The following is a 20,211-nucleotide window of genomic DNA, read 5'->3' on the forward strand; positions in this document are numbered from 1 at the left end:
CCTCTTCTCCCTTATCACCAAAATATGCGCGCACAAAAAAAGACAGGGAATAGCCCGCGCGTGGCCTATTCCTCTGTCCTCGTTACCTGAGAGTTTGGACCGAATCGTATCGGTTGTACTCCTTGGGTGGCTGGTATGCTCTCTCCAGAGTTGCATCCGATAGCGGTTCGGGTACCTGAGAGATTAATCAATCATCGCCAAATGATTAACTTGCTCCTTCGGTGGTGGATCACATACATCCACAGACTCTCCCTCTATCTTCATGTGCAGTTATTTATTTGAATGGTTCGTTATTAGTTAAATCACGTGAATACGTTCGATACCTTTAGCTTAATTCAGCACACCTGACACTGTCAATTGATTGATTTGAAAAAGGATACTTTTGTGCATAAAGACAACAAAGTCCTTTCCCGATATGCTCGAAAAAGGACTTTGATTGGACTATCATAGTATCATTTATCTATCTATACTTGTAGATACAACTATCCTCGTAATAACGATTCTGCGCCATCTACAAATATCTCTGTACCGGTTACATGTGAAGCTTCACTAGAGGCCAAGAATAGCACTAGATTAGCCACTTCTTCGATTTTACCAGGTTCGCCTTTAAGCGGATGATCTCCTTCAGGGAATTCCATTGGAATTTCGACTTCTTTTAGATCGTCACTTGGATACGTATTGTCGTCGATTTCGGTATCGATCGCTCCCGGACAGACCGCATTAACTCTGATTTTATAGCGTGCAAGTTCTAGCGCCGCCATTTTCATAAATGCTACTTGCGCTGCTTTGGTTGAAGCATATGCAGAGAATCCTACATTAGAGAATACACGATTACCATTGATTGAACTTGTAATAATAATACTACCGCCCTTTTCTTTCAAATGAGGGATAGCGTATTTTACAGTTGCAAATGTGCCTCGTAAATTAATCTCTACCGTTTGATTCCAATCATCTATTTCTAATGTTTCGATAGGGGCTTTGCTACCATTGATTCCTGCATTCGCAAATACAATATCCAATTGACCTGCTTCAGCCACTACTTGTTTCATAGCACTTTCAATCATTTCTGGTTTGGAAATATCGCACTCAATCACATATGCTTTTCCGCCAGCTTTTTCAATTTCGGCTTTGGTTTCTTCTGCATTTTCAGGCGTACGATCTAACATATATACAACAGCACCTTCTGCTGCAAATCGTATCGCTGATGCTTTACCTATTCCTGATCCGCCACCTGTTACTGCTGCTACTTTACCTACTAATTTTGTTTCTGCCATGTGGATAAGCCTCCATATTTCAGAATGTGTTTGTACTAGATAACTGTTTTTTGATACTCACAACGTTATCTGTTTTCCTATTGTAAGTACCCTAGCAGACAGAACAATGAAACAGATGATAACGTATTATTCGATAGAATGTGCAGAATCATTCTTTTTGGGCTTCGGTAAAAGAACAGAAAAGACAGAACCTTCATTCGGTCTCGATACAAAACTTAATTCACCCTTATGATCGTTAACAATTCGTTGCGTAATATATAATCCAAGCCCCGTTCCTTTGATTTGATGTTCAGACGCAGAACTTGCTCGGAAAAATTTTTGGAAAATACGAGCTTGATCTTCAACAGGAATACCTATTCCTGAATCTTCTATAGATACACGAATCTGATGAGGTAATTCTTCGATCACAATATGAACAAGCGATTCAGCAGATGAATATTTAAGCGCATTGCTGATTAGATTCTGAAAAACTTGAATTAAACGATGATGATCACCGGTAATAAAGACTTCATCAACCCCTTCATGATGAAGAATAATACGATCTCTCGAATCTGGATTCCATTGATGACAGATTCCTTGTAACAGTTCATACAGAGGAATATACGTCATATGATATTCGGCATGATCTGCTTCGATACGCTGAATATCGAGGAAATCATCTAACAAATGAGACAATCGTTGCCCTTCTTGATGAATCGTTTCTATAAAAGTATGTCTTTTCTCAATCGACATATCCTGATAGATCATTAACATTTCGATATATCCCATCATCGCTGACAAAGGAGTACGCAACTCATGAGAAACGACACTAATTAACTCATTTTGCATTTGTTTGACCTGTTCTTCTTCTGTACGATCCCGAAAAACAAGAATAACACCATGTTCAATCTGTTGGACGGTATCGGTCACTGGAGTGACATAAAGCGATAAAATCTTTTCATTTTTCAGCAATACAAGCTCGCCTTGATTCCAATGAGGTTCACCATTTAAGAATTGTTCTAACTTTTCAATCCATGATGATGTGCCTTCAATCAGTTGATCTTCAATATGATGTAACAATTGCTGTACCGAGTAGCCGGTATAATCTTTGATTTTGAATAGCGATAACATCGTAGGATTGATAAAAGAAATGATTCCTTTCGAATCACACATCACAATACCTTCTTGTACCGATTCAAGTAGATTCCCTGTAATACTTTTCTGCTTTTCAGCTACACCCTGCTCTTCTCGCAAGCGATCATTAAGTGCTTCTAATTGACGTTCATGCTCATTGCGCTGTGCACGTTCTTTTTCCTGCTGGGTTAAATCATGTACAAAGAAAGTCTGAAAAGAAGATTCTTCTGCCAAAATTTCACTCCGTGTCAGTTCCACCTGAAAAGGCGTATCATCCGAGCGTATCGCTGTAATAGAATGATTGGAGTCTTCCTGCTGACTTGTGTCGATAACCAATAGATCTGATAAAGGCCTGCCAATGACCTGTTCACGACTGTACTTGAACATCTGCTCTGCCGCAGGGTTAAATTCTGTAATTTTCATCTGATGATCAGTTGAAATAATACCGTTAATCGCATATTTGAGAATAGCCCTTTTCTGTGATTCACTTTCAGCCAGATCAAAAGTACGTTCGACTACACGAATTTCTAGATTTTCTTTATCCCGTTGAATTTGCAAAAACTGATTCTCCAACACAAGCGATACCAATTTGAAGTTCTCGATCAACGCATGAAATTCGGAAATATTGCTGTTAGGCCAATCAATAGGCGTATCTTTAACCAATTTACGTGGAATATTGTTAGACGCTTTGGCTAATTCCAGTAAAGGTTTGGTAATTTTGCGACTAATCGGTCGTGCTAACAAAATCGCAATACCAATAACGATCAGAATCGTAATAATACTCTGAATATAAAATATATAAATACGTTCTAAATAAAACGCCGCTGTCAATTTTAAAAGTAATCGATAATTATGATTTAGTGGAATATCCATAACAAAGTACGACTCCTGCCATCTCTCGATCAGGGTTAACCGATTTAACGGAAAATGATGAAAAATTCTTGCTCCGTCTGCTGTTTCTTTAATCATCAACGATTCATAACTTCCATCTTGAACGAGTTGTTTTGTTGTCTTATTATCTAGTGTGCTGTACATGGACGAACCTAACGGACTAACCAGAACAGAATCAATATAGAAATTTTTTTTATATTTATTCATTAACGGTTTGACTGTACGCATATCCGAAAAACTACCTTCAATATCTTGCTTATAAATATAAGAAGAACGTTCCAAATACGAAGAATACAATCCTCGAATGTCTTGAAATTGCTGATGACTGCTAACGGTCAATAATAGCAACGACGTAAAGATAACAAAGGCAATTAAATACTTAAAAATAATTCGCCCCAACGAAATTGTATACGTAGGCTTAATATCTATTTTGATACGACTTATAATACTTTCTAACAAAATCGAAGCGATCAATAAATTGATAATACTGTTAAAACTTTGTTCCAGAATAACCAGTGTCATCATCTTGATTCCCATTTCATCAAGACGGTACTGGTACATTAAGAATACTAAAGGGAGTCCGATACATCCCCAGAATAAAAGATCGCCTTTAAACAAAATACCTTTATTAAACCACTTAAAATAAAAGTATAAAAACAAAATTTCCAAGCCAAACAAGCCGGTCATGAAAAGATAAGACCCGCCAAATCCAAAAGGTATATTTATAGCGAGTAAAGCAGGCACAGCAAATCGTAATCCGTAGAGACGAAAAATAATCAAAAGTGCTGCGCTGCCCAGTGCAAATCGTAAATTTAAAGATAAATCCCATTTAAAATAATTACCTGCTATGCCCAAGATCGTTAAGATGATTGTTCCAATCCAAGGCGATCGGAACCAAAGAAGTATTCTGTATTTCATGACTAACGGTCCTTTCTACCACGGACAGCAGGTTAACCCGAAAGACCTTCTGATAACAAAAGATCTGGATTCACTCCAGGATATTCGTATCTAAAAATGTCAGTCTCCGATACAGCTTTCCCTATCTGTGACTCAATAAATTCCAGTTCGCCTTCTGAAGCGCTAATATAATGTCTTATCCCAGGCTCTACGACAATGACATCACCTGGAGATACTATAGTTAGGACTCCATCAAGGCAAATCTTGCCTATACCTGATACAATAGTCCATACTTCTTTACGTAACTTATGTTCATGATAACTAATCGATCTACCTGACGTGATGACTACACGTTTAGTCACTGTTTCAAGTCCACCTTCATCTTTACGATGAGAAAGGATTGTTTGTTTTCCCCAGAATCGTTCTTCAAAACGTGGGGCAATTTCTACTTGCCCGACCATATCTTTAATGCCTGTTGCATCTTCCCGATCGGTAACTAATATGCCATCAGGTCCGGCAACCACGATAATACCTGGCACATTCCATACACTCACGGGTATATCTAATTCGTTGATAATTCGCGTCTTATGAGATAACGGAGAAATGTATCCTGAACCCGTGACATCAAAATCCATTTCACGAATTAAAGAGTCCCATGTTCCCAGATCGCGCCATTCTCCATTAAACGGTAATACTGATATATGACTTGTTTTTTCTACAACAGCTACGTCAAAGCTTGTTTTTGGTAACGACAAATAATTGCTTAGTAAATCATTATAATTGGAGTTCCATCCTTGATGATCCATATGATCTAGCAGAAATCCTAAGCGAAATGCGAATACACCGCAATTCCACAATGCCCCTTTATGTATTAAGGATTGGGCAGTGATAACATCTGGTTTTTCTATAAATGAACAAACACCAAAATATTCCTTATCCACCATATCAGACAACAATGGTACAATATATCCGTATTTGTCTGAAGGCTCGGTAGGAGAAGCACCCATAAGAACTAAGTCATCACCAGAATTCTCTAAGATAGATGGAAGCTTACGCAAATGCTCAAAAAATTCATCACCGGCATAACCGTCTACTGGCATAACTCCTATCATTTCATCACGTTTTGCACCGGCATGATGATATAAATATGAAGCTGCTAAAGCGATTGCTGGAAAAGTATCCCTTTGCGCAGGTTCTTCGATAATGGTAGCATTTATACCAATTTGTCCTCGAATCAAGTCAGCTTGATGCCCGCTAGCCGAAAAATAAGCTTGCTCGGATAGCCCTGCATCTTGTAATTGTCGCCATATGCGCTGAAGCATACTTTCAGGCTGACCTTGATGGCGAAGAACGGGAAGAAATTGTTTGGGACGATTAACGTTCGATAAAGGCCACAGACGTTTACCTGACCCACCGGACAACAATATCATGCGCATATATGAAACCTTCTTCCAAAAAAATTGTAGTAAATCTTAAAAAACTGTTCATTTTAACTGATTATGCCGAAAATAAATGTAAAGAGTCGAATGATACTATAGTCCTATTCCATTTTCTCATGTATATTTTAAGAAAGTTCTCTTTTCTGTATAAAATTTCATGCTAATTGATTCGCATTTTTTTAACATTTGGATTACTTTCATTATATTCAAAAATGAAATAGTACTATTTTATTGAAATTCTGTTCTTGATTATTCTATACATGGTATTTAAATATTGTCCTATTAAACATGTTATAGAATAGGAAAAGGGAGATATTCAACAAGCCTATTATTTTTCATACAGGAGAGTGACAGCGATGTCTATTAAAGTTCTTCTTATTGAAGATGAGAAAAGTCTGGCAGATATGATTGCATTTTTTCTTCAAGAAGAAGGTTACCTTACCGAAATGATTCATGATTCCAAAGACGCTATTCAAAAGTTGTTTCATTTCAAACCCGATATTATCGTAACCGATCTTATGCTTCCTGATATGGATGGAAGTGAATTAGTCAGTCAAATCCGCAAACAATCTACCGTACCTGTATTGATGATATCTGCCAATACGATGCTGAATGAACGGATCAAAGCACTGGATAATGGTGCAGATGACTTTTTGTGTAAACCATTCAGTCTCAAAGAGCTGGATGCTCGGATCAAAGCCTTATTACGTCGAAGTGGCCCGACCATTATTAATGAACCTAAAGTCAATGTTTCGAAAGACAAAAAAGGTCGTATTTCTGTGAATGATTATCGTCACAGTCTGTTTGTAGAAGAACAAGAAGTTGAAGTGACACATATTGAATTTGCGATTATGAAAGAACTTTATAATTATCCAGGTAAAGTATTTACCCGCAATGAATTGATGGATCGTATTAAAGGAGGAGATCGCGCTTATCTGGATCGTACCATTGATGTACATATTTCCAGCTTACGCAAAAAGATAGAACGCGATCCCAAAAACCCTCAGCATATCCGCACCGTCTGGGGTACAGGATACAAATACGTGATGTAACGAAAAGCACATCATTTTACATTTTATTACCGTCGTTGCCTTCGCTTTTTCCAGCGCTGGTAAGGAAGAATACAAGCAATACCTGCTACAATACCTATTGCAAATAGTATCCAGCCTATCCGGTAAGCAGAAGCAAGAATAATAACAACTGTTCCACTTCCGTTTCCTTCGGTGATAAATCCGGTTGTGACTCCGTTAACAGCCAGTCTGGCTCGCTGAGTCTCTCCGTTTAATCGGAATTCCCAGAGCGGATTAGGCGATTCAGTCTCACGAATCAATACTTGATCATGCGCTGGATTGCTCAAGATAAAGCTTCGTTCCATCGAGTTCTCACGAGTCGCTTGGACTGTTGCTTTGAGAGTAGGAACTGTAAAGAACTGATTGATATCCTCACCTTCAAATAACATGAATTGATCGACCATAATCATCGCTTTATACGGAATAATGGAGTAGTTTTTCATTTGAAAAGAACCTTTTACTTTTTGATCCGCATGCGCCAGCACTTGGAACTGCATCATTGCAGTTTCGGCTGGCGCTTTTATGATTTGATCATAATGATTCCACTTGTTTTTATCCTCTTCTTCCACTTCATTGATATAGGTAGTCTGTAGAATTTGAGAATTAGCATTGAGGAAGACTAATTTCATATGACGCTGTTTGATCTGTTGAGACACAGCATCTAAAGTGACTGAATATTCTTCCAATGGTTCAGCTTTCATTTTCTGAGAAGCATAAATATTCCAATCGCAAGAGTAACTAGGGGCATACTGGATCGTGATCCCATTTTTAGATATCACTTTGCGTGTCTGTCCGGGCTGAATATCTGTCATACATTCTGCTGACGTATTCTGAAGTAAACTTTCATTATTCTCTTCACTTGGCAGTACTTTGACTTCATCCGCTTTCATCAAGTGAAGATCTTGCTCATTGGTCAGCGACGGCACTTGACTATCCAACACCAATTTCAATTGATACGTGCCTTTGGTTAGCAGTAAATGATTCCATTCAATACGTCCATAATTACGAAGTAAATGAGGAATACTTAACTTTTGTTTGGCAAATCCATCTTGATCCAGTAACGTTTCGATCACTGTATTTTTGATCGTGTCTGGATCGGTTGATCGGGTATACACTTGATCGCTTGCTATTTTGCGAGAAATGACTTCTCCTGTTTGTTGATTGATCCATTTCATCGTCAAGCTTCCTTGATAGCCTGAAGGAATATTTGCCAGAATCGATGTCGAATACTCTGCTGTTTTGAGAATATCTACTTTTTTCTGCAATGTTCCTTGTTGATAACTGATTCCTTTTCCCATACTTAATAAAGGAAAAGCACGCTCGGTCTGCGTATTGCCCTGTCCTGCAAAATCATTCTCTGCTTCTAGAGTGAAAAATAACTTACCTCGCTTCACTGCTTGCTCTACAGGGAATGATAATTGATCCGCTCGATCGGTTGGAACAACAGCCAGTAGATTGATTGCATTGAAGCCTTTAATATTATTCACTGTAATGGCTGAATCGCCCGCAGGGAAATGATGCTCTCCCAAGTCAATCCATTCAAATTGATTACTACCTTCATGTTGTGTATTGATATTGACTTGCTTATCAGGCATGCCAAATACCAATTTTCCACCTTGCTTATTCATAAATATCCGAGCATATACATGAGCTGTCTGCTCTTGATCTAACTTTTTGTGCATTGTAAATGTATTAGGCTTACGATATTGTCCTAGATCAAGTAACTGAATATCATGAATCCACCAGTAATTTTTTTGCTCCGGACGCTGTTGAGTTAACAGATCAATTCGCATCCATTTGCTACCCGGTGGTGATACATATTCCCCGTAGAAATTAACACCGTTAAAGTTATTTTCTTCTGAAGGAGCAACGACATAACTCACTCCAAGTTCATCCATATGTTCATCGTAAAATCTCATTTTGACATGCATTTTATTCGTGCCTCGACCTGAAGCGGTGATATTGAATTGATAAGGATTGTTTTCTTTGGCTTCGATCATGCCAGATTTGGCAACTTGCCAGATATTATTGGCATCGCCTTTGATAATTTCTCCGTGTAGTGTAGGCACATCATTTAACTCATCTAATGGATTCGCCTGTACACTGAACATTTGCGGATTATCAGGTGTAAAAAACTTTTCAGTACGTAATAATGAATCAAAATCGACGACTGTTCGTCCTTCAAGCTTACTCATCTGATAGGGTTGTACATCTAATTTTTCACTGGCAAAAGTGACAGCAATTCCTGCATCCATTTCCATATCAAATGAAAAGTTTTTAATATTTTGTGAGGACAGATACCAGAGCCAATCATTCGTTGAAGCAAATGTTTTGGACCATTTTAGAAAAGCATTACCATCTTCAATCGCATCAAATGGGAGTAAATAATCTTCTTCTGGTAATTGTGATAAAAATAAATCGTTATATGATGAAGCTTCTACATAATCACCTTTGTTTACCGTCTGAATCGTATCAAGCTTGGGATTAAGTGTACTGAACAGCACTCCAAATTGATTGAAATTAAAGCCGGGCTGATGACTATAACTTTCCAGTCGACTATATCCATAAGGCGTAATCACTTTAGCAGGCAAAATATTCATATATTCAGGAGCTTGATCCAATTGGAATATCGAAAAGATCGAATTCTGGTAGGTGCGCTTCAATCCTGCTTGATCTTCCAGCATGGATAACTGGAATTGTTGCCGCTTCTCCTGTCCTTCATATTCGTTATGATAGACAAGTTGATTGATACCAAACGTTGAAAACAATGAACCCATTTTCGAACTTAATCCATTGTCCAACATATACTGCAAAAAGTTCATATAATACGTAATACTCGGGTCATTACCTTCATGGTGAAAGATTGTATTTTTGGGCGAAGAATAGACTTGGAAATCACCTGTTGCTTTTTGCATCGATGTCTCGCCTTTATTCCAATAAGGTGTGGCTACCCCGTTAAAACCTTGAATCATATTATCTGCAATGGGGAAATATAACGCTTTGCTATCATAGCGATCAGGATCGGTTAATTTGTTCGCCATTTCGGCATACTCTGCGGGTACTGTCACAGGCTTATAATACCCTTCTACAAATTGAGTCCGTAAAGGTGTAACATAAATCGCCAGACATACCACTACAGCAACAAAAGCAGTATGTTTGAATATACGTTGTAATCGTGACGAGCCGAACCATTCAATCAGCTGAATGATCCCAAACGTCAACAACACACCAAAATTCAAAGCAATCAAACCGATAAACTTATTCGGATCACGGAATACAGAACCGATTACAGGTGTCTTGGTGACTAAAATGACAAAAAATCCAGCAATCGAAGGAAATGTCGTTCCAGTAGCAGCAATTAAAAAGAATAAAGTTAGCAAAGTAAAAATCAAAATAATCGGATTTTTGTGTGAACGTGTAACCATTGCATAGCCGATCAGTAATAACAGAAATCCACCGCCGATATAGAAAATAAGCGGTAAACTGGATAAAGGAAACATAGGCCACCAGTAACTAAGTAAATAAGCCACATTTTTGAGCGTACTGTTACGACTGAATAATGATAAGGTATCGACCACATTGATATTATGTTGTGACGCTTGCGCATCCATAAGAATACTTCCCATATACAAGGACAACCAGTAAAAGCTTAACAATCCAAAAAAGCAACCAAAAATAAGCCATTTACGAGCAAAGTTAAGATACAACAATTTCAAAAATCCCCAACCATTTTGTTTATACGTCCATGTTAATTTGATTAATAACAGACCGGTAAAAAATGCTAGATAAATCATTCCAAAAAAGAAATAATGAATCGCAGCAGCACTTACTGTAAACACAGCCGCTAACATAAAAAGATCGATCCAATTACGCTGATATAACTTATGTAGGTTGTAATGATAAATCTGTTGTTTCTGAAACTTCGGATCAAAACTACTAAAGAAAAAGCGCAATACTAAAGGAAACAGGCTATATCCACACAATAAGTAGATATGTTGAATACGAAACACTACCCACGGATTCAGCGCGTAAAATAAAGCTCCGATCACAATCGCAAAAATACGTGTTTTAGTAAAACTAGGTGAATAGTACACACTGACCAGACGCTTTGCAAAAGCATACATGGAGAACGCAGATATAAATAACAAGCCCGTAATAAACGACTTGAGCAAAACCGGGCCACTTTCGCCAAAAGCAAGTGATAATAAATAAAACGGTAAAATATAAAGGATACGTGGTGCATTAAATAACGTAGATGTTGACCAGCGTTCATTCCATACTCCTGCAATCTCTTCCAAATAACGATGAGAAGTCGCTCCAAAAGCGATATCGCTAAATACAATCTGTCCTGAACTGTAAATTGGAAGCAAAAATAAAAGGATGGCTGCCAGCATAATCAGTACAGCGACCAGATCATAACGATACATCTCGATCCATTTTTTCATGTGACAGCCTCCTTTCTTTGCTTATTTATATTTATCATCCATCAACGTCTTAATTGGATAATCGCTTGCAGTCCACGATCTGTATTACGTAATTTAAGTCGCCCACCGATCGTTTTCAGAAAAGCATCCATATGATACAGACTGAGTGTATCGGCATTATTATTTTGAGAATAATCAGACTGGAAGTAGTTCCAGCGCATCTTATCATCAATCCCTCCGCCAGTGTCTTCAATCGTAATTAGAATCTCTTCTTCATCCATCAGAGAACTGACTTTGAGTGTTTTGTTCACTCGCTTCGATCTTGGAGCAAAAGCACCGTGTTCACTCATATCAGGAGGTGCTTCATAATGCTGAGCCATGGCTACAACTGCATTTTCAACCAATCCTTGAATCGTACGATATAACATCGCCGACTGCGCCGCTATTGGAGATACAGGTTCTTGCTTGACGACCACTTCGATCCCTTTCATATCAAGAGCACGATTTGCCCATTTTAACGATTCTGTGATTACTTCATTCATATCTGTAAAATTAATACCTGCTGCACCATGCATCTTCTGCTCTAACTCTTCACGAAGTTCCTGCACAGATACAGCAAGCTCTGCAATATAAGATTCTTGCTTCAATCGTCCTTGAGTAAAGTTCTGATTGAGCTCTCGAAAAAATTCAAGTTCTGCACGTGAAGCAGAATCGCCTCGGCTGGCTGATGCTTCTAGATTGTCTGCTAAGTTGTTATAGAAACCCAGTAATTTCAGATCATCGCCACCGGTTAAACGGGTGGTTCGATTCTGTAATTCTTGCAATTGTTCTTCCATGGATTGCAACATCGGCAAGTAATACGTATCCTGCTGTTGACGCAAATCTTCTTCACGACGCTGATCTCGAACTTGAGTGTTCACTGTATTGTCTTTGATCACACGTCTGCGGTAAAACACCATCACTATCGCTGCGATCAAAAAAACAGGGATATAGATCAACACCATTTGATTGCGAAATGCTTTTACATTTTGAGCCGTATCATTATTGATCTCATGTACAGCGACATAAAGAGCATGGTCATCATTAATGCGACTGAACCCGATACCATATTTAATATGGTTATCTTCAATGATCCCTGTGTTACCGTCTAGTAATTTTTTGGTAACTGCTGTAATATCGACTCTACCGATATCTGTTGCATTATGAGAGCCGACTACTTTGAATTCTTCGTTATAAATTAAAGTCTCGTAATGTGTAGAATCAGCAATGATCCGTTGACTCAACATTGATGTATCAATAGCACGCACAGCAAATCCATTTTGATCGGTTCCTTTGATACGGCAAATCATATATTGGACAGGTTGATTATTTTCGGTTGTAAATCCTGTGATTCCACAGCCATTTTGTAACGTTTGTACTTGTTGAACAGCACTTTGCATAATGGTATTGTTACGACCGCCTATAATCTCATATTGATTGGTAAGCACATAAAATTCGCCGGGGTTACGTGTAATTCCACTGGTATACGCTCGCTTGCTATTATCCAATATATTTTTACCAATAGTAGCGGCAAGTTCATTCAATTCCACTTGCCATGTCTGATATTGATTGTTCATATTGGTTGAAGTCGCTTGCACAATATCTTGCAACTGACTTTCGTTAATCTCTGTGATCTGAAGCTGATACTCATGAACAGCGAACCACTGGATTGCAAATAACAACAGCGCTACAATACCCATAACGACGGTATATAGAATCAGTCGTTGCCATGCTGGTCTGACAAATGCCCAACCTTTCATTGCCGTACCTCTCCTTTATTCTGCTCCAAGCGGTGAATGATCGCTTGCATGAGACATTCCAATTCAAATTTGGCTAATGGTAATCGTGCACATAATAAGCGCGGTGTTCGGCGCTGAAGCGCGGCAAAGCGAGCCGCATCTTCCGGTTCTCCATTACTGAGGAGTAGCAGTTCGCAATGCTTCGCGATATACAGAAGATCCAATTCTTCTTCGGTATACTCGCGAAGATTCACGATATATACATCGTATTGTTCATCCATATGTTTAAGTCCTTGAGAGACTGTTAATGTCAGATTAGCATGTTGATTGCCTTGATATTGATGAAATAAATGCATCCCTTTTTCCCAGAGTGCATGCTCGGCTGAACTGAATCGTTCACAGAATAAGCGTAGTTCACACGCCACACTAGTATCTTTCAAAAATGCCAAAACATTGATATTATACATGTAGTTCCTCATTTCTGAACCTATGATTGGAGTTATCCAGAGCTTATGAAAACCCAAAGTATTCTGTTTGTTGACGATAATAAGATGGTCTTAACGATTCTAGAACGTTGGTTAGAAGAGGAAAAATTTCACATTCATATGGCAAATACGCCTAAAGAAGCACTACGCATTATTGAGCAACATCCTATTGATGTTGTTGTATCTGATCTGTTAATGCCCGGTATGGACGGACTTGCTTTTTTAACAATGATGAAAGCAGATTATCCTCATGTTGTCCGTATTATTTTATCCGGTCATTTACACACTCAATCAATGCTATCTGCTATCAATCAGGTAGGTATTTTCAAATTTCTAACCAAGCCATTAGAACTGACAGAAACACTTAAAAACATTCTGTACGAAGCGTTACAGCAATCTGAACGAAATCTATTCGCTTATCATGCTGAACAACAGTTCGCTAATCATTTATCGGCATTTATTACAGATATGATGAAAATAACGGATCAACCGTATGTACTGATCAATCATAATCATCTGGTTATGGCTAATCATCACTCGATGAATCAAATGTATCCGGTAGGACAGTCGCTTCTGCATCCTGTCCATGATGGGATTCATCTTGCTGCACATGATGTATATATTGCACGGCAAGAACTTGAGCATTATACGAGTGATATTTGCACGATTCACCAATTAGTATTTAAAGATACGATATTGCGTGTTATTTATTTTCATTAAGAGGTGTAGATTGGATAGAATGGGAACTGCTTTTTAGTAGTGCAGTTACCCCGAGCACACTGAGACAAATATACATCCAACACATTCCGGCAGTTAACAACGGATGACGCAAATATTGAAGTCTATTCGCACGTGAATACAAGACAGGACGGAAAAAGTACCATCGTTCTAACGCTTTACGAAATCCGCCTTCTTCTGAAGAAATAGTCTGATCCATAACCGAAAAATAATATGCTTTTTTACGTAATATATCGCTAAGATATACTTGTTTTTCATCATGATAAATACGTGTACATACAGCGCGGCGAATATCTCCGCCTTCTTCTACATAACGCAGTGTCGGCTGAATTTCTTCGAAAGCAATCTGATCAGCATTAAAGCCACCGGTTGACTCATATGCATTCATGCGCCAGAATCGTGCGGCTTCAATCGAACGCTTACCTAATGTTTCTCCTGCATTATTAATAACATTACGTTCAAATACTTTGACTTTGGAAAAGAAGTTAGTCGCTGTCGAATAGGCTTCTTCAGGGACAACAAGTGCTCCCACCTGAGGATGATCATCCAAAAACGATACACACTGACTGACCAGATCTTTTGCCAGAATCATATCGGAATCGATCACCAGTATACAATCAGCATGTAATCGCTGCGCTTCTGCAATCGCTGTTACCCGTGCTATACCACGTTCACCATGCGGTAATTCTAATACAGTCATAGGTACAATACTCTCTTCAGCTAACTCACGTATCACCTGCACCGTGTTATCGCTAGAGCCATCATCAGCAATAACAATATGAAGCGACTGATGATTCTCCTGACTCATACAACTTTGCAGACAAGCGACCACCGTCTGTTCATTATTGTACGTGGAGAAGAGAATGACGACTTTGCTCATGCTCTTGTGCCTCCTTTACCAAATGATCTACAAACGTATCGAATGCAGCTCCTGTATGATTGAAATGGAACTTTAACGCATACTCATATGCACGCTTACGCATCCCTGCATAATCTTCTCCGCCCATAGCTGCACGTTCCATTTGCTCGGACAACCCTTTTACATCTCCATGAAAACAGAGATACCCTGCTTTGCCAAAATCGGTTGCATCGACAAGTCCTGGTGAATTACTCACAATACTTGGTGTACCGACAGCCGCCGCTTCAGTAACCGTAAGCCCCCAACCTTCACGCAATGATGGGAAGACTAACGCTTGAGCACGACTCATCAATTCAAGCTTACGTTCTTCCGACACAAATCCGTGAAAAATCACATCCACTTCAGGATCATCCAATTCACCATAGGTTAATCCATATTGATTCATGATTGGCAATAACGCACATTGCACATACTCTTGATTGGTACGACCAGCGATCCATAATTTGGCTTGCGGAAATTTCTTTTTCAATTCGCCGAACGCTTGGAATACCAGATCAATCCCTTTATATTTTACAAATCGTCCCACATACATAAAAGTAGGTTGAGCTTCTTTAGGCAAAAATTGCTCGGGTTGCCAGTGTTCGAACTCAATGCCTTCTGGTAATAAATGAACACGCTTCGCATCGAATCCTAATTGCAGTAGATCATACCGGGTCGAAGGCGATACTGTGATTGTCTGATCCTTTTGAGCTAACTTCAGCATCCAGGGTTCTAAAGCATGACCAATATGATTCAGTGGAAAGCTAGCATTTTCATACCAGATTTCACGTGTTAACTGGTGAATAAAGAATATACGCTTTGCAGGTTCTACCCAGAATGAAGTGAAAAATTGATGTGTGTTGGATTGATTGACTACATAATCAATTTCATTGCGATGCTGGCGATAATAACGAATCGCATGACCGATAACGCTATAGATATTGCCCTGACGAATATAAGTCACTCCATCGATCTCTTCTTCAGCAGGTAACCCTTCAAATTGAGGAGCAAAATGGATAAAACGATATCGACTCTGTTGCGAACGTTTTAACATTTCATGAGTGAAAATTTCTGCTCCTCCGCTTTTTGGAGAGCGAATATCACGCCATGATAACAGTAAAATAGTAATTTGATCTTTTTTTACATAAGTAGAATCCATAATCTTGCTCCTTCAATTCAAAATAGTTGGATCATGTTGTTGCCTCTGTTGTGCTGGCAACGTCTGTTTGGAATATAAATAAAACCACGCATCAATAATAAAATAAATAGATAAAATGCTATATAACCAAAGTTCAGCACGTAAAAAGTCTTGTGGGCTTTGATGCCACCATCCAAAAGAAATCAATAAAGCAGCCGCCCCTGCTAACATGCCCCACATAAATTTGCGTCGACCGATTAATACATGAACATGAACAAAAAAGAGCACAATCGAGAATAACCAGTACACCCAACCGCCTAATACCAAATATTGTTCTGCCGATTGGTAAGCTTCACCAAATAACAACGGAATTGATAATGGGAATATAAAAGTAGTTCCGATATACACACCAATCGCTGCACAGATCATTAGAACGCTATAGATTCCAATCAACTTACGCAAACCTTGCTTGTTATCGCCATTAGCGCCTAATTTGGGAATAAAGGCAGCAATGAGACTATAAGAAACATAATAGACGAGCTGACTGTATTTCAAAGCAATTGCATAACCACTACTTTGTACCGGAAAATAATGTTGTACAAAAATCATATCGATTGAAATAAAAAATAAAACGAATAAATTGGTCATCAAGCTATCTGTAAAATCTTGACCGAGTGACTTCCAAATCCCTGATAACTTTGAATTCCCAGCTGTGACCGAGGGCGCTGTATTTTGCCGCACACTATATATCCAACCGTGAATTAAAGCGAATAACATGCCTGCACAACTACCAATCAGAACAGCTGCTAATGTAAAGCCCAAAACAGCAAGTATAAAAAAGACAATCAGCTTCCCTAACACTTCAATATAATAATTTATATTTAGCGCTAACATACGTTCTTTGCCTTGCATATCACCACGGGTCATACTCACAATCGTATGCAAGAAAACAAGTATGTAGAGTAACAATAAAGAACCGGAATCTACACCAAGTACAGAACGTAATACAGGCAACAGCATCAACAGGATAATACATGAAGTGAAGCTCAATATAATCGGTGTTTTGATTAACAATGAACCTAAAGGTAATTGCTTGAGCGACAATGTACGATCTTCTTTTGATACCACTTTAGCTGTTAATAATTGAATTGATAATCCTAGAACAGACAATAAAGCGAATAAAGCCAGTAACGCATTTGCTTGTCCATAAGCAGTCCCTGTTAAATACCAGCTGGCAGCGATATGGAAGAAGAAGTTGAATCCATTCAGCAATACATTAAAAAAAGGAAAAAGCATAGGTCTTATCCGACGAATCACATTAACGCACCCGCCGATCCAGTCGCCAGATATCGATTAAAGATCGCAAAAAGCGAACTGAATCTTTCCACACTTCAATATGTGAACCTTCACGGTCGATACATTTGACAGGAATCTGTAATACACGCAATTGTAATCGTTTGGCGATAAACATCATTTCTAGATCAACTGCAAGTCCAAGTTCTTGCTTCAGATGAGGAAACATTCGTTTGACAGCAACAGAACTCATAATTTTGAGACCAGTCTGCGAATCAATCACACCTGATGGTAAAAATGGTCGACAAATCTGTCGTTTGCAAAAGCTAACCATCGAACGAACAAAAGAACGATTTTCAGCCGTCATATCTTTGGTTCCAATCACCACATCATAATAGCCTTGCCTTACCACATTGATCATTTTGGCAATATCTTCAATAAAAAAAGAATCATCCGCATCTACAAATACATAATAATCGGCTTCAATCGTGCGCATACCTTCTAAATACGTTCCAGCTTTGCGTGTATTCCGCTCTAACTGCTGTGCTTTAAATAATGGGCTGGCATTACGATTGATTCGGTTGATCACCATACTCGTGGAATTTTCTAATGATTCTAACAAAAGCTGTGTCCCATCCAAGCTTCCATCATCAATCACATAAATAGAGCCTTCCACTAGATGACTTCGAATAAATTTTTGTAATCGTTCAGCAAATTTTTGCACATGACTGAATCGCTCTTCTTCGTTATATACCGATAAAATAAAAGCGATATGCGGACTTTTAGCTGGATATTCGGGATACAATAAACTTTGAATTTCAGACAACATTTCTTCACTATGATTCTCTTTCCAATACAACAACCGTAATCGCCCTACTCCTGTAATACGCACTAGATGTTGGTCACTAACTGGCTGCGATACATCAGTGATTAACAATAATGCCATTTGTGGAAAATACAGTCTGATCTGATTAGCCGTATGAACAGTTCGTTCAGGATCTGTATACGCAATTACACAACAACGTGCGGTTTCGTAAACTTCCAATTCATCTGGATGGTTACAAAATGACGTTTCATAAAAATAAATAACATTTTCGTAGTCAATATTTCGGATATGATCCGTAAAAATGGTTATATGCCCCTGCATGATAGTACCCTCCGTTTAGTGCGGATACCTTATTTTGTCGAAAAAGGATTAAAAATGTTTTTATTTTAGTATAAAAGTACTAGTTCTATTTTTAATACTTTTTTAATATAATCCCTATAATACACTGATATTAAAGCGTATATAAAAATTAATAGTAAAATATCAATATATTAAGTTTGTTATCTTTAGACCTATTTTTCTAAAAAAATAGAAATTAATGGTTCTTTTTTACTAGTTCTTAAGGGCATTTTTGTTGTCAATAGGAAGATTTTCGAGTAATCATTCCCAGCTAATCAGGGATAGAGTATAATCATGAAGGCATAATTTTATTAAAATATGTACATGATTATACTTATATTTAGGAGCGCACCTATGAATTCACATGCAACCTCTAAGAGTCCTGCTATTCCTCTAGAACTTCTCTACGTTATTGGCATTATAGCTATTTCTTTTTCGTCGATCTTTATCCGGTGGTCAGATGCTGAAGTATCTGTGATCGGAATGTACCGATTGTATTTCACCAATTTACTGTTATTACCGCTTGCGATTCGTTATCGCAAAGAACTATTTCGGATTCAGCCCAAAACATGGCTGATGCTAGGTATATCAGGGTTGATGCTTGCACTTCATTTTCTACTTTGGATGGGATCGTTACGTTTAACGACCGTTGCTAGTTCTACTGTTATTTTGACACTTGAGCCTATTATGGTGGTCATCGGTTCTTATTTCCTTTTTCGTACACGTACCAATCGATTTATGATTATCGGTATGGGTATGGCGGTGCTGGGATCAGTCGCTATTGGGTGGGGAGATTTTGCTCTGTCGGGAACAGCGCTACAAGGTGATATTTTATCGTTTCTAGGTACGATTGCTGTGGCTATACATATGCTAATCAGTAAGCATATCCGCTCTCATATGGAAGCTTTGATTTATAATTTCTGGGTATTTTTTATCGCAGGTAGTGCGATGGCGCTTTACAATGTGTTTCATGATATTCCGTTTACCGGATACGCGGCTAAAGACTGGGGCGTATTCTGGTTACTTGCGATTGTGCCTACATTGTTCGGACATTATTTGTTTAACTGGCTTTTGAAATATATGAATGCGGGTGCTGTGTCTATGGCGGTATTGGGTGAACCTGTTTTTGCTTCCCTTTTGGCTTTCTGGTTGCTAGGAGAATCGTTAACAGGGATTCAATTGGGCGCTGGCGTATTGATTTTACTTGGTGTATGGGTATTTATTCGCTTTGGAAAAGATAAAACAGAAGCGCTTGTTCCTCCTGATCTGATGGCGACAGAGGAAGAAATGGTGGAGCGTGAGAAATAAAATCAACTATGATGCGCAAACGATTTGTAATGAATGGGAGTGGGACACTGCGGGAAAAGAATCGTTCTTGTCGTCGCTGTTAAGGACTGATATCTTGATGGACTGCTGGGCAGTCGATATCTGTCCTTAAAGGCGAGCGCTTCGCTCTTTCAGAAGAATAGATTCTCTTCGCTTGAGCGTGTGGTCACTGTGGATTAAGATCTAAGATTAGAGCAAAAGATAAGGTCAAAGGCATGTCTCCCTTATTCCCTTGTGGGGAGGGAGGCATTTTTTGATGAGGTGAGCATTTTGGGAAAATGC

13 protein-coding genes and 2 riboswitches are annotated in these 20,211 nt (G+C 38.6%); of the genes, 3 read left to right on the forward strand and 10 right to left on the reverse strand.

Annotated elements, in window-relative coordinates; translation table 11 throughout:
* Nucleotides 1-71: 71 nt before the first annotated feature.
* Nucleotides 72-150: riboswitch (glycine riboswitch) on the reverse strand.
* A gap of 3 nt (nt 151-153) precedes the next feature.
* Nucleotides 154-264, reverse strand: a riboswitch (glycine riboswitch).
* 218 nt (nt 265-482) lie between these two features.
* The 3 genes from PTI45_RS22825 to PTI45_RS22835 form a co-directional block, all read right to left on the reverse strand.
* Nucleotides 483-1,274, reverse strand: coding sequence for an SDR family oxidoreductase (locus tag PTI45_RS22825; protein ID WP_069329890.1), 792 nt, complete (start codon nt 1,272-1,274; stop codon nt 483-485).
* 126 nt (nt 1,275-1,400) lie between these two features.
* Nucleotides 1,401-4,196 (reverse strand): PAS domain-containing sensor histidine kinase, encoded by a 2,796-nt coding sequence (locus PTI45_RS22830; RefSeq protein ID WP_069329891.1) that lies wholly within the window; start codon nt 4,194-4,196, stop codon nt 1,401-1,403.
* A gap of 32 nt (nt 4,197-4,228) precedes the next feature.
* Nucleotides 4,229-5,611 (reverse strand): sugar phosphate nucleotidyltransferase, encoded by a 1,383-nt coding sequence (locus tag PTI45_RS22835; protein WP_069329892.1) that lies wholly within the window; start codon nt 5,609-5,611, stop codon nt 4,229-4,231.
* A gap of 359 nt (nt 5,612-5,970) precedes the next feature.
* Between PTI45_RS22835 and PTI45_RS22840 the strand changes: the two genes are divergently transcribed.
* Complete coding sequence (locus tag PTI45_RS22840; protein WP_069329893.1) at nt 5,971-6,666, forward strand: response regulator transcription factor; 696 nt, start codon at nt 5,971-5,973, stop codon at nt 6,664-6,666.
* A gap of 26 nt (nt 6,667-6,692) precedes the next feature.
* Here the strand turns inward: PTI45_RS22840 and PTI45_RS22845 are convergent, their stop codons facing one another.
* From PTI45_RS22845 to PTI45_RS22855, 3 genes are read right to left on the reverse strand one after another with little or no spacing between them, the layout of a single operon-like run.
* The gene (locus tag PTI45_RS22845; protein WP_069329894.1) at nt 6,693-11,129 is read right to left on the reverse strand and encodes a polysaccharide biosynthesis protein; all 4,437 of its coding nucleotides are present in this window, start codon (nt 11,127-11,129) and stop codon (nt 6,693-6,695) included.
* A 41-nt stretch (nt 11,130-11,170) separates the two neighbouring features.
* The gene (locus PTI45_RS22850; RefSeq protein ID WP_069329895.1) at nt 11,171-12,907 is read right to left on the reverse strand and encodes a sensor histidine kinase; all 1,737 of its coding nucleotides are present in this window, start codon (nt 12,905-12,907) and stop codon (nt 11,171-11,173) included.
* On the reverse strand, nt 12,904-13,353 hold the full coding sequence (locus PTI45_RS22855; protein ID WP_069329896.1) for a hypothetical protein: 450 nt from the start codon (nt 13,351-13,353) through the stop codon (nt 12,904-12,906). The genes PTI45_RS22850 and PTI45_RS22855 overlap by 4 nt, the downstream gene beginning before the upstream one ends.
* 45 nt (nt 13,354-13,398) lie before the next feature.
* Between PTI45_RS22855 and PTI45_RS22860 the strand changes: the two genes are divergently transcribed.
* Nucleotides 13,399-14,091, forward strand: a complete 693-nt coding sequence (locus tag PTI45_RS22860) for a response regulator (RefSeq protein ID WP_069329897.1) — start codon at nt 13,399-13,401, stop codon at nt 14,089-14,091.
* Here the strand turns inward: PTI45_RS22860 and PTI45_RS22865 are convergent.
* From PTI45_RS22865 to PTI45_RS22880, 4 genes are read right to left on the reverse strand one after another with little or no spacing between them, the layout of a single operon-like run.
* The gene (locus tag PTI45_RS22865) at nt 14,075-14,989 is read right to left on the reverse strand and encodes a glycosyltransferase family 2 protein (protein ID WP_069329898.1); all 915 of its coding nucleotides are present in this window, start codon (nt 14,987-14,989) and stop codon (nt 14,075-14,077) included. The genes PTI45_RS22860 and PTI45_RS22865 overlap by 17 nt on opposite strands.
* Nucleotides 14,952-16,166, reverse strand: coding sequence for a glycosyltransferase family 4 protein (locus tag PTI45_RS22870; RefSeq protein ID WP_069329899.1), 1,215 nt, complete (start codon nt 16,164-16,166; stop codon nt 14,952-14,954). The genes PTI45_RS22865 and PTI45_RS22870 overlap by 38 nt, the downstream gene beginning before the upstream one ends.
* A gap of 12 nt (nt 16,167-16,178) precedes the next feature.
* Complete coding sequence (locus PTI45_RS22875) at nt 16,179-17,462, reverse strand: MATE family efflux transporter (protein WP_139129321.1); 1,284 nt, start codon at nt 17,460-17,462, stop codon at nt 16,179-16,181.
* 1 nt (nt 17,463) lies between these two features.
* A complete protein-coding gene (locus PTI45_RS22880) occupies nt 17,464-18,585 on the reverse strand; it encodes a glycosyltransferase (RefSeq protein ID WP_069329901.1) in 1,122 nt (373 codons plus the stop codon).
* A gap of 372 nt (nt 18,586-18,957) precedes the next feature.
* Between PTI45_RS22880 and PTI45_RS22885 the strand changes: the two genes are divergently transcribed.
* The gene (locus PTI45_RS22885) at nt 18,958-19,911 is read left to right on the forward strand and encodes a DMT family transporter (RefSeq protein WP_069329902.1); all 954 of its coding nucleotides are present in this window, start codon (nt 18,958-18,960) and stop codon (nt 19,909-19,911) included.
* The last annotated feature ends 300 nt before the right edge of the window (nt 19,912-20,211 follow it).

Source organism: Paenibacillus nuruki (assembly GCF_001721045.1).
Classification (GTDB): domain Bacteria; phylum Bacillota; class Bacilli; order Paenibacillales; family Paenibacillaceae; genus Saccharibacillus; species Saccharibacillus nuruki.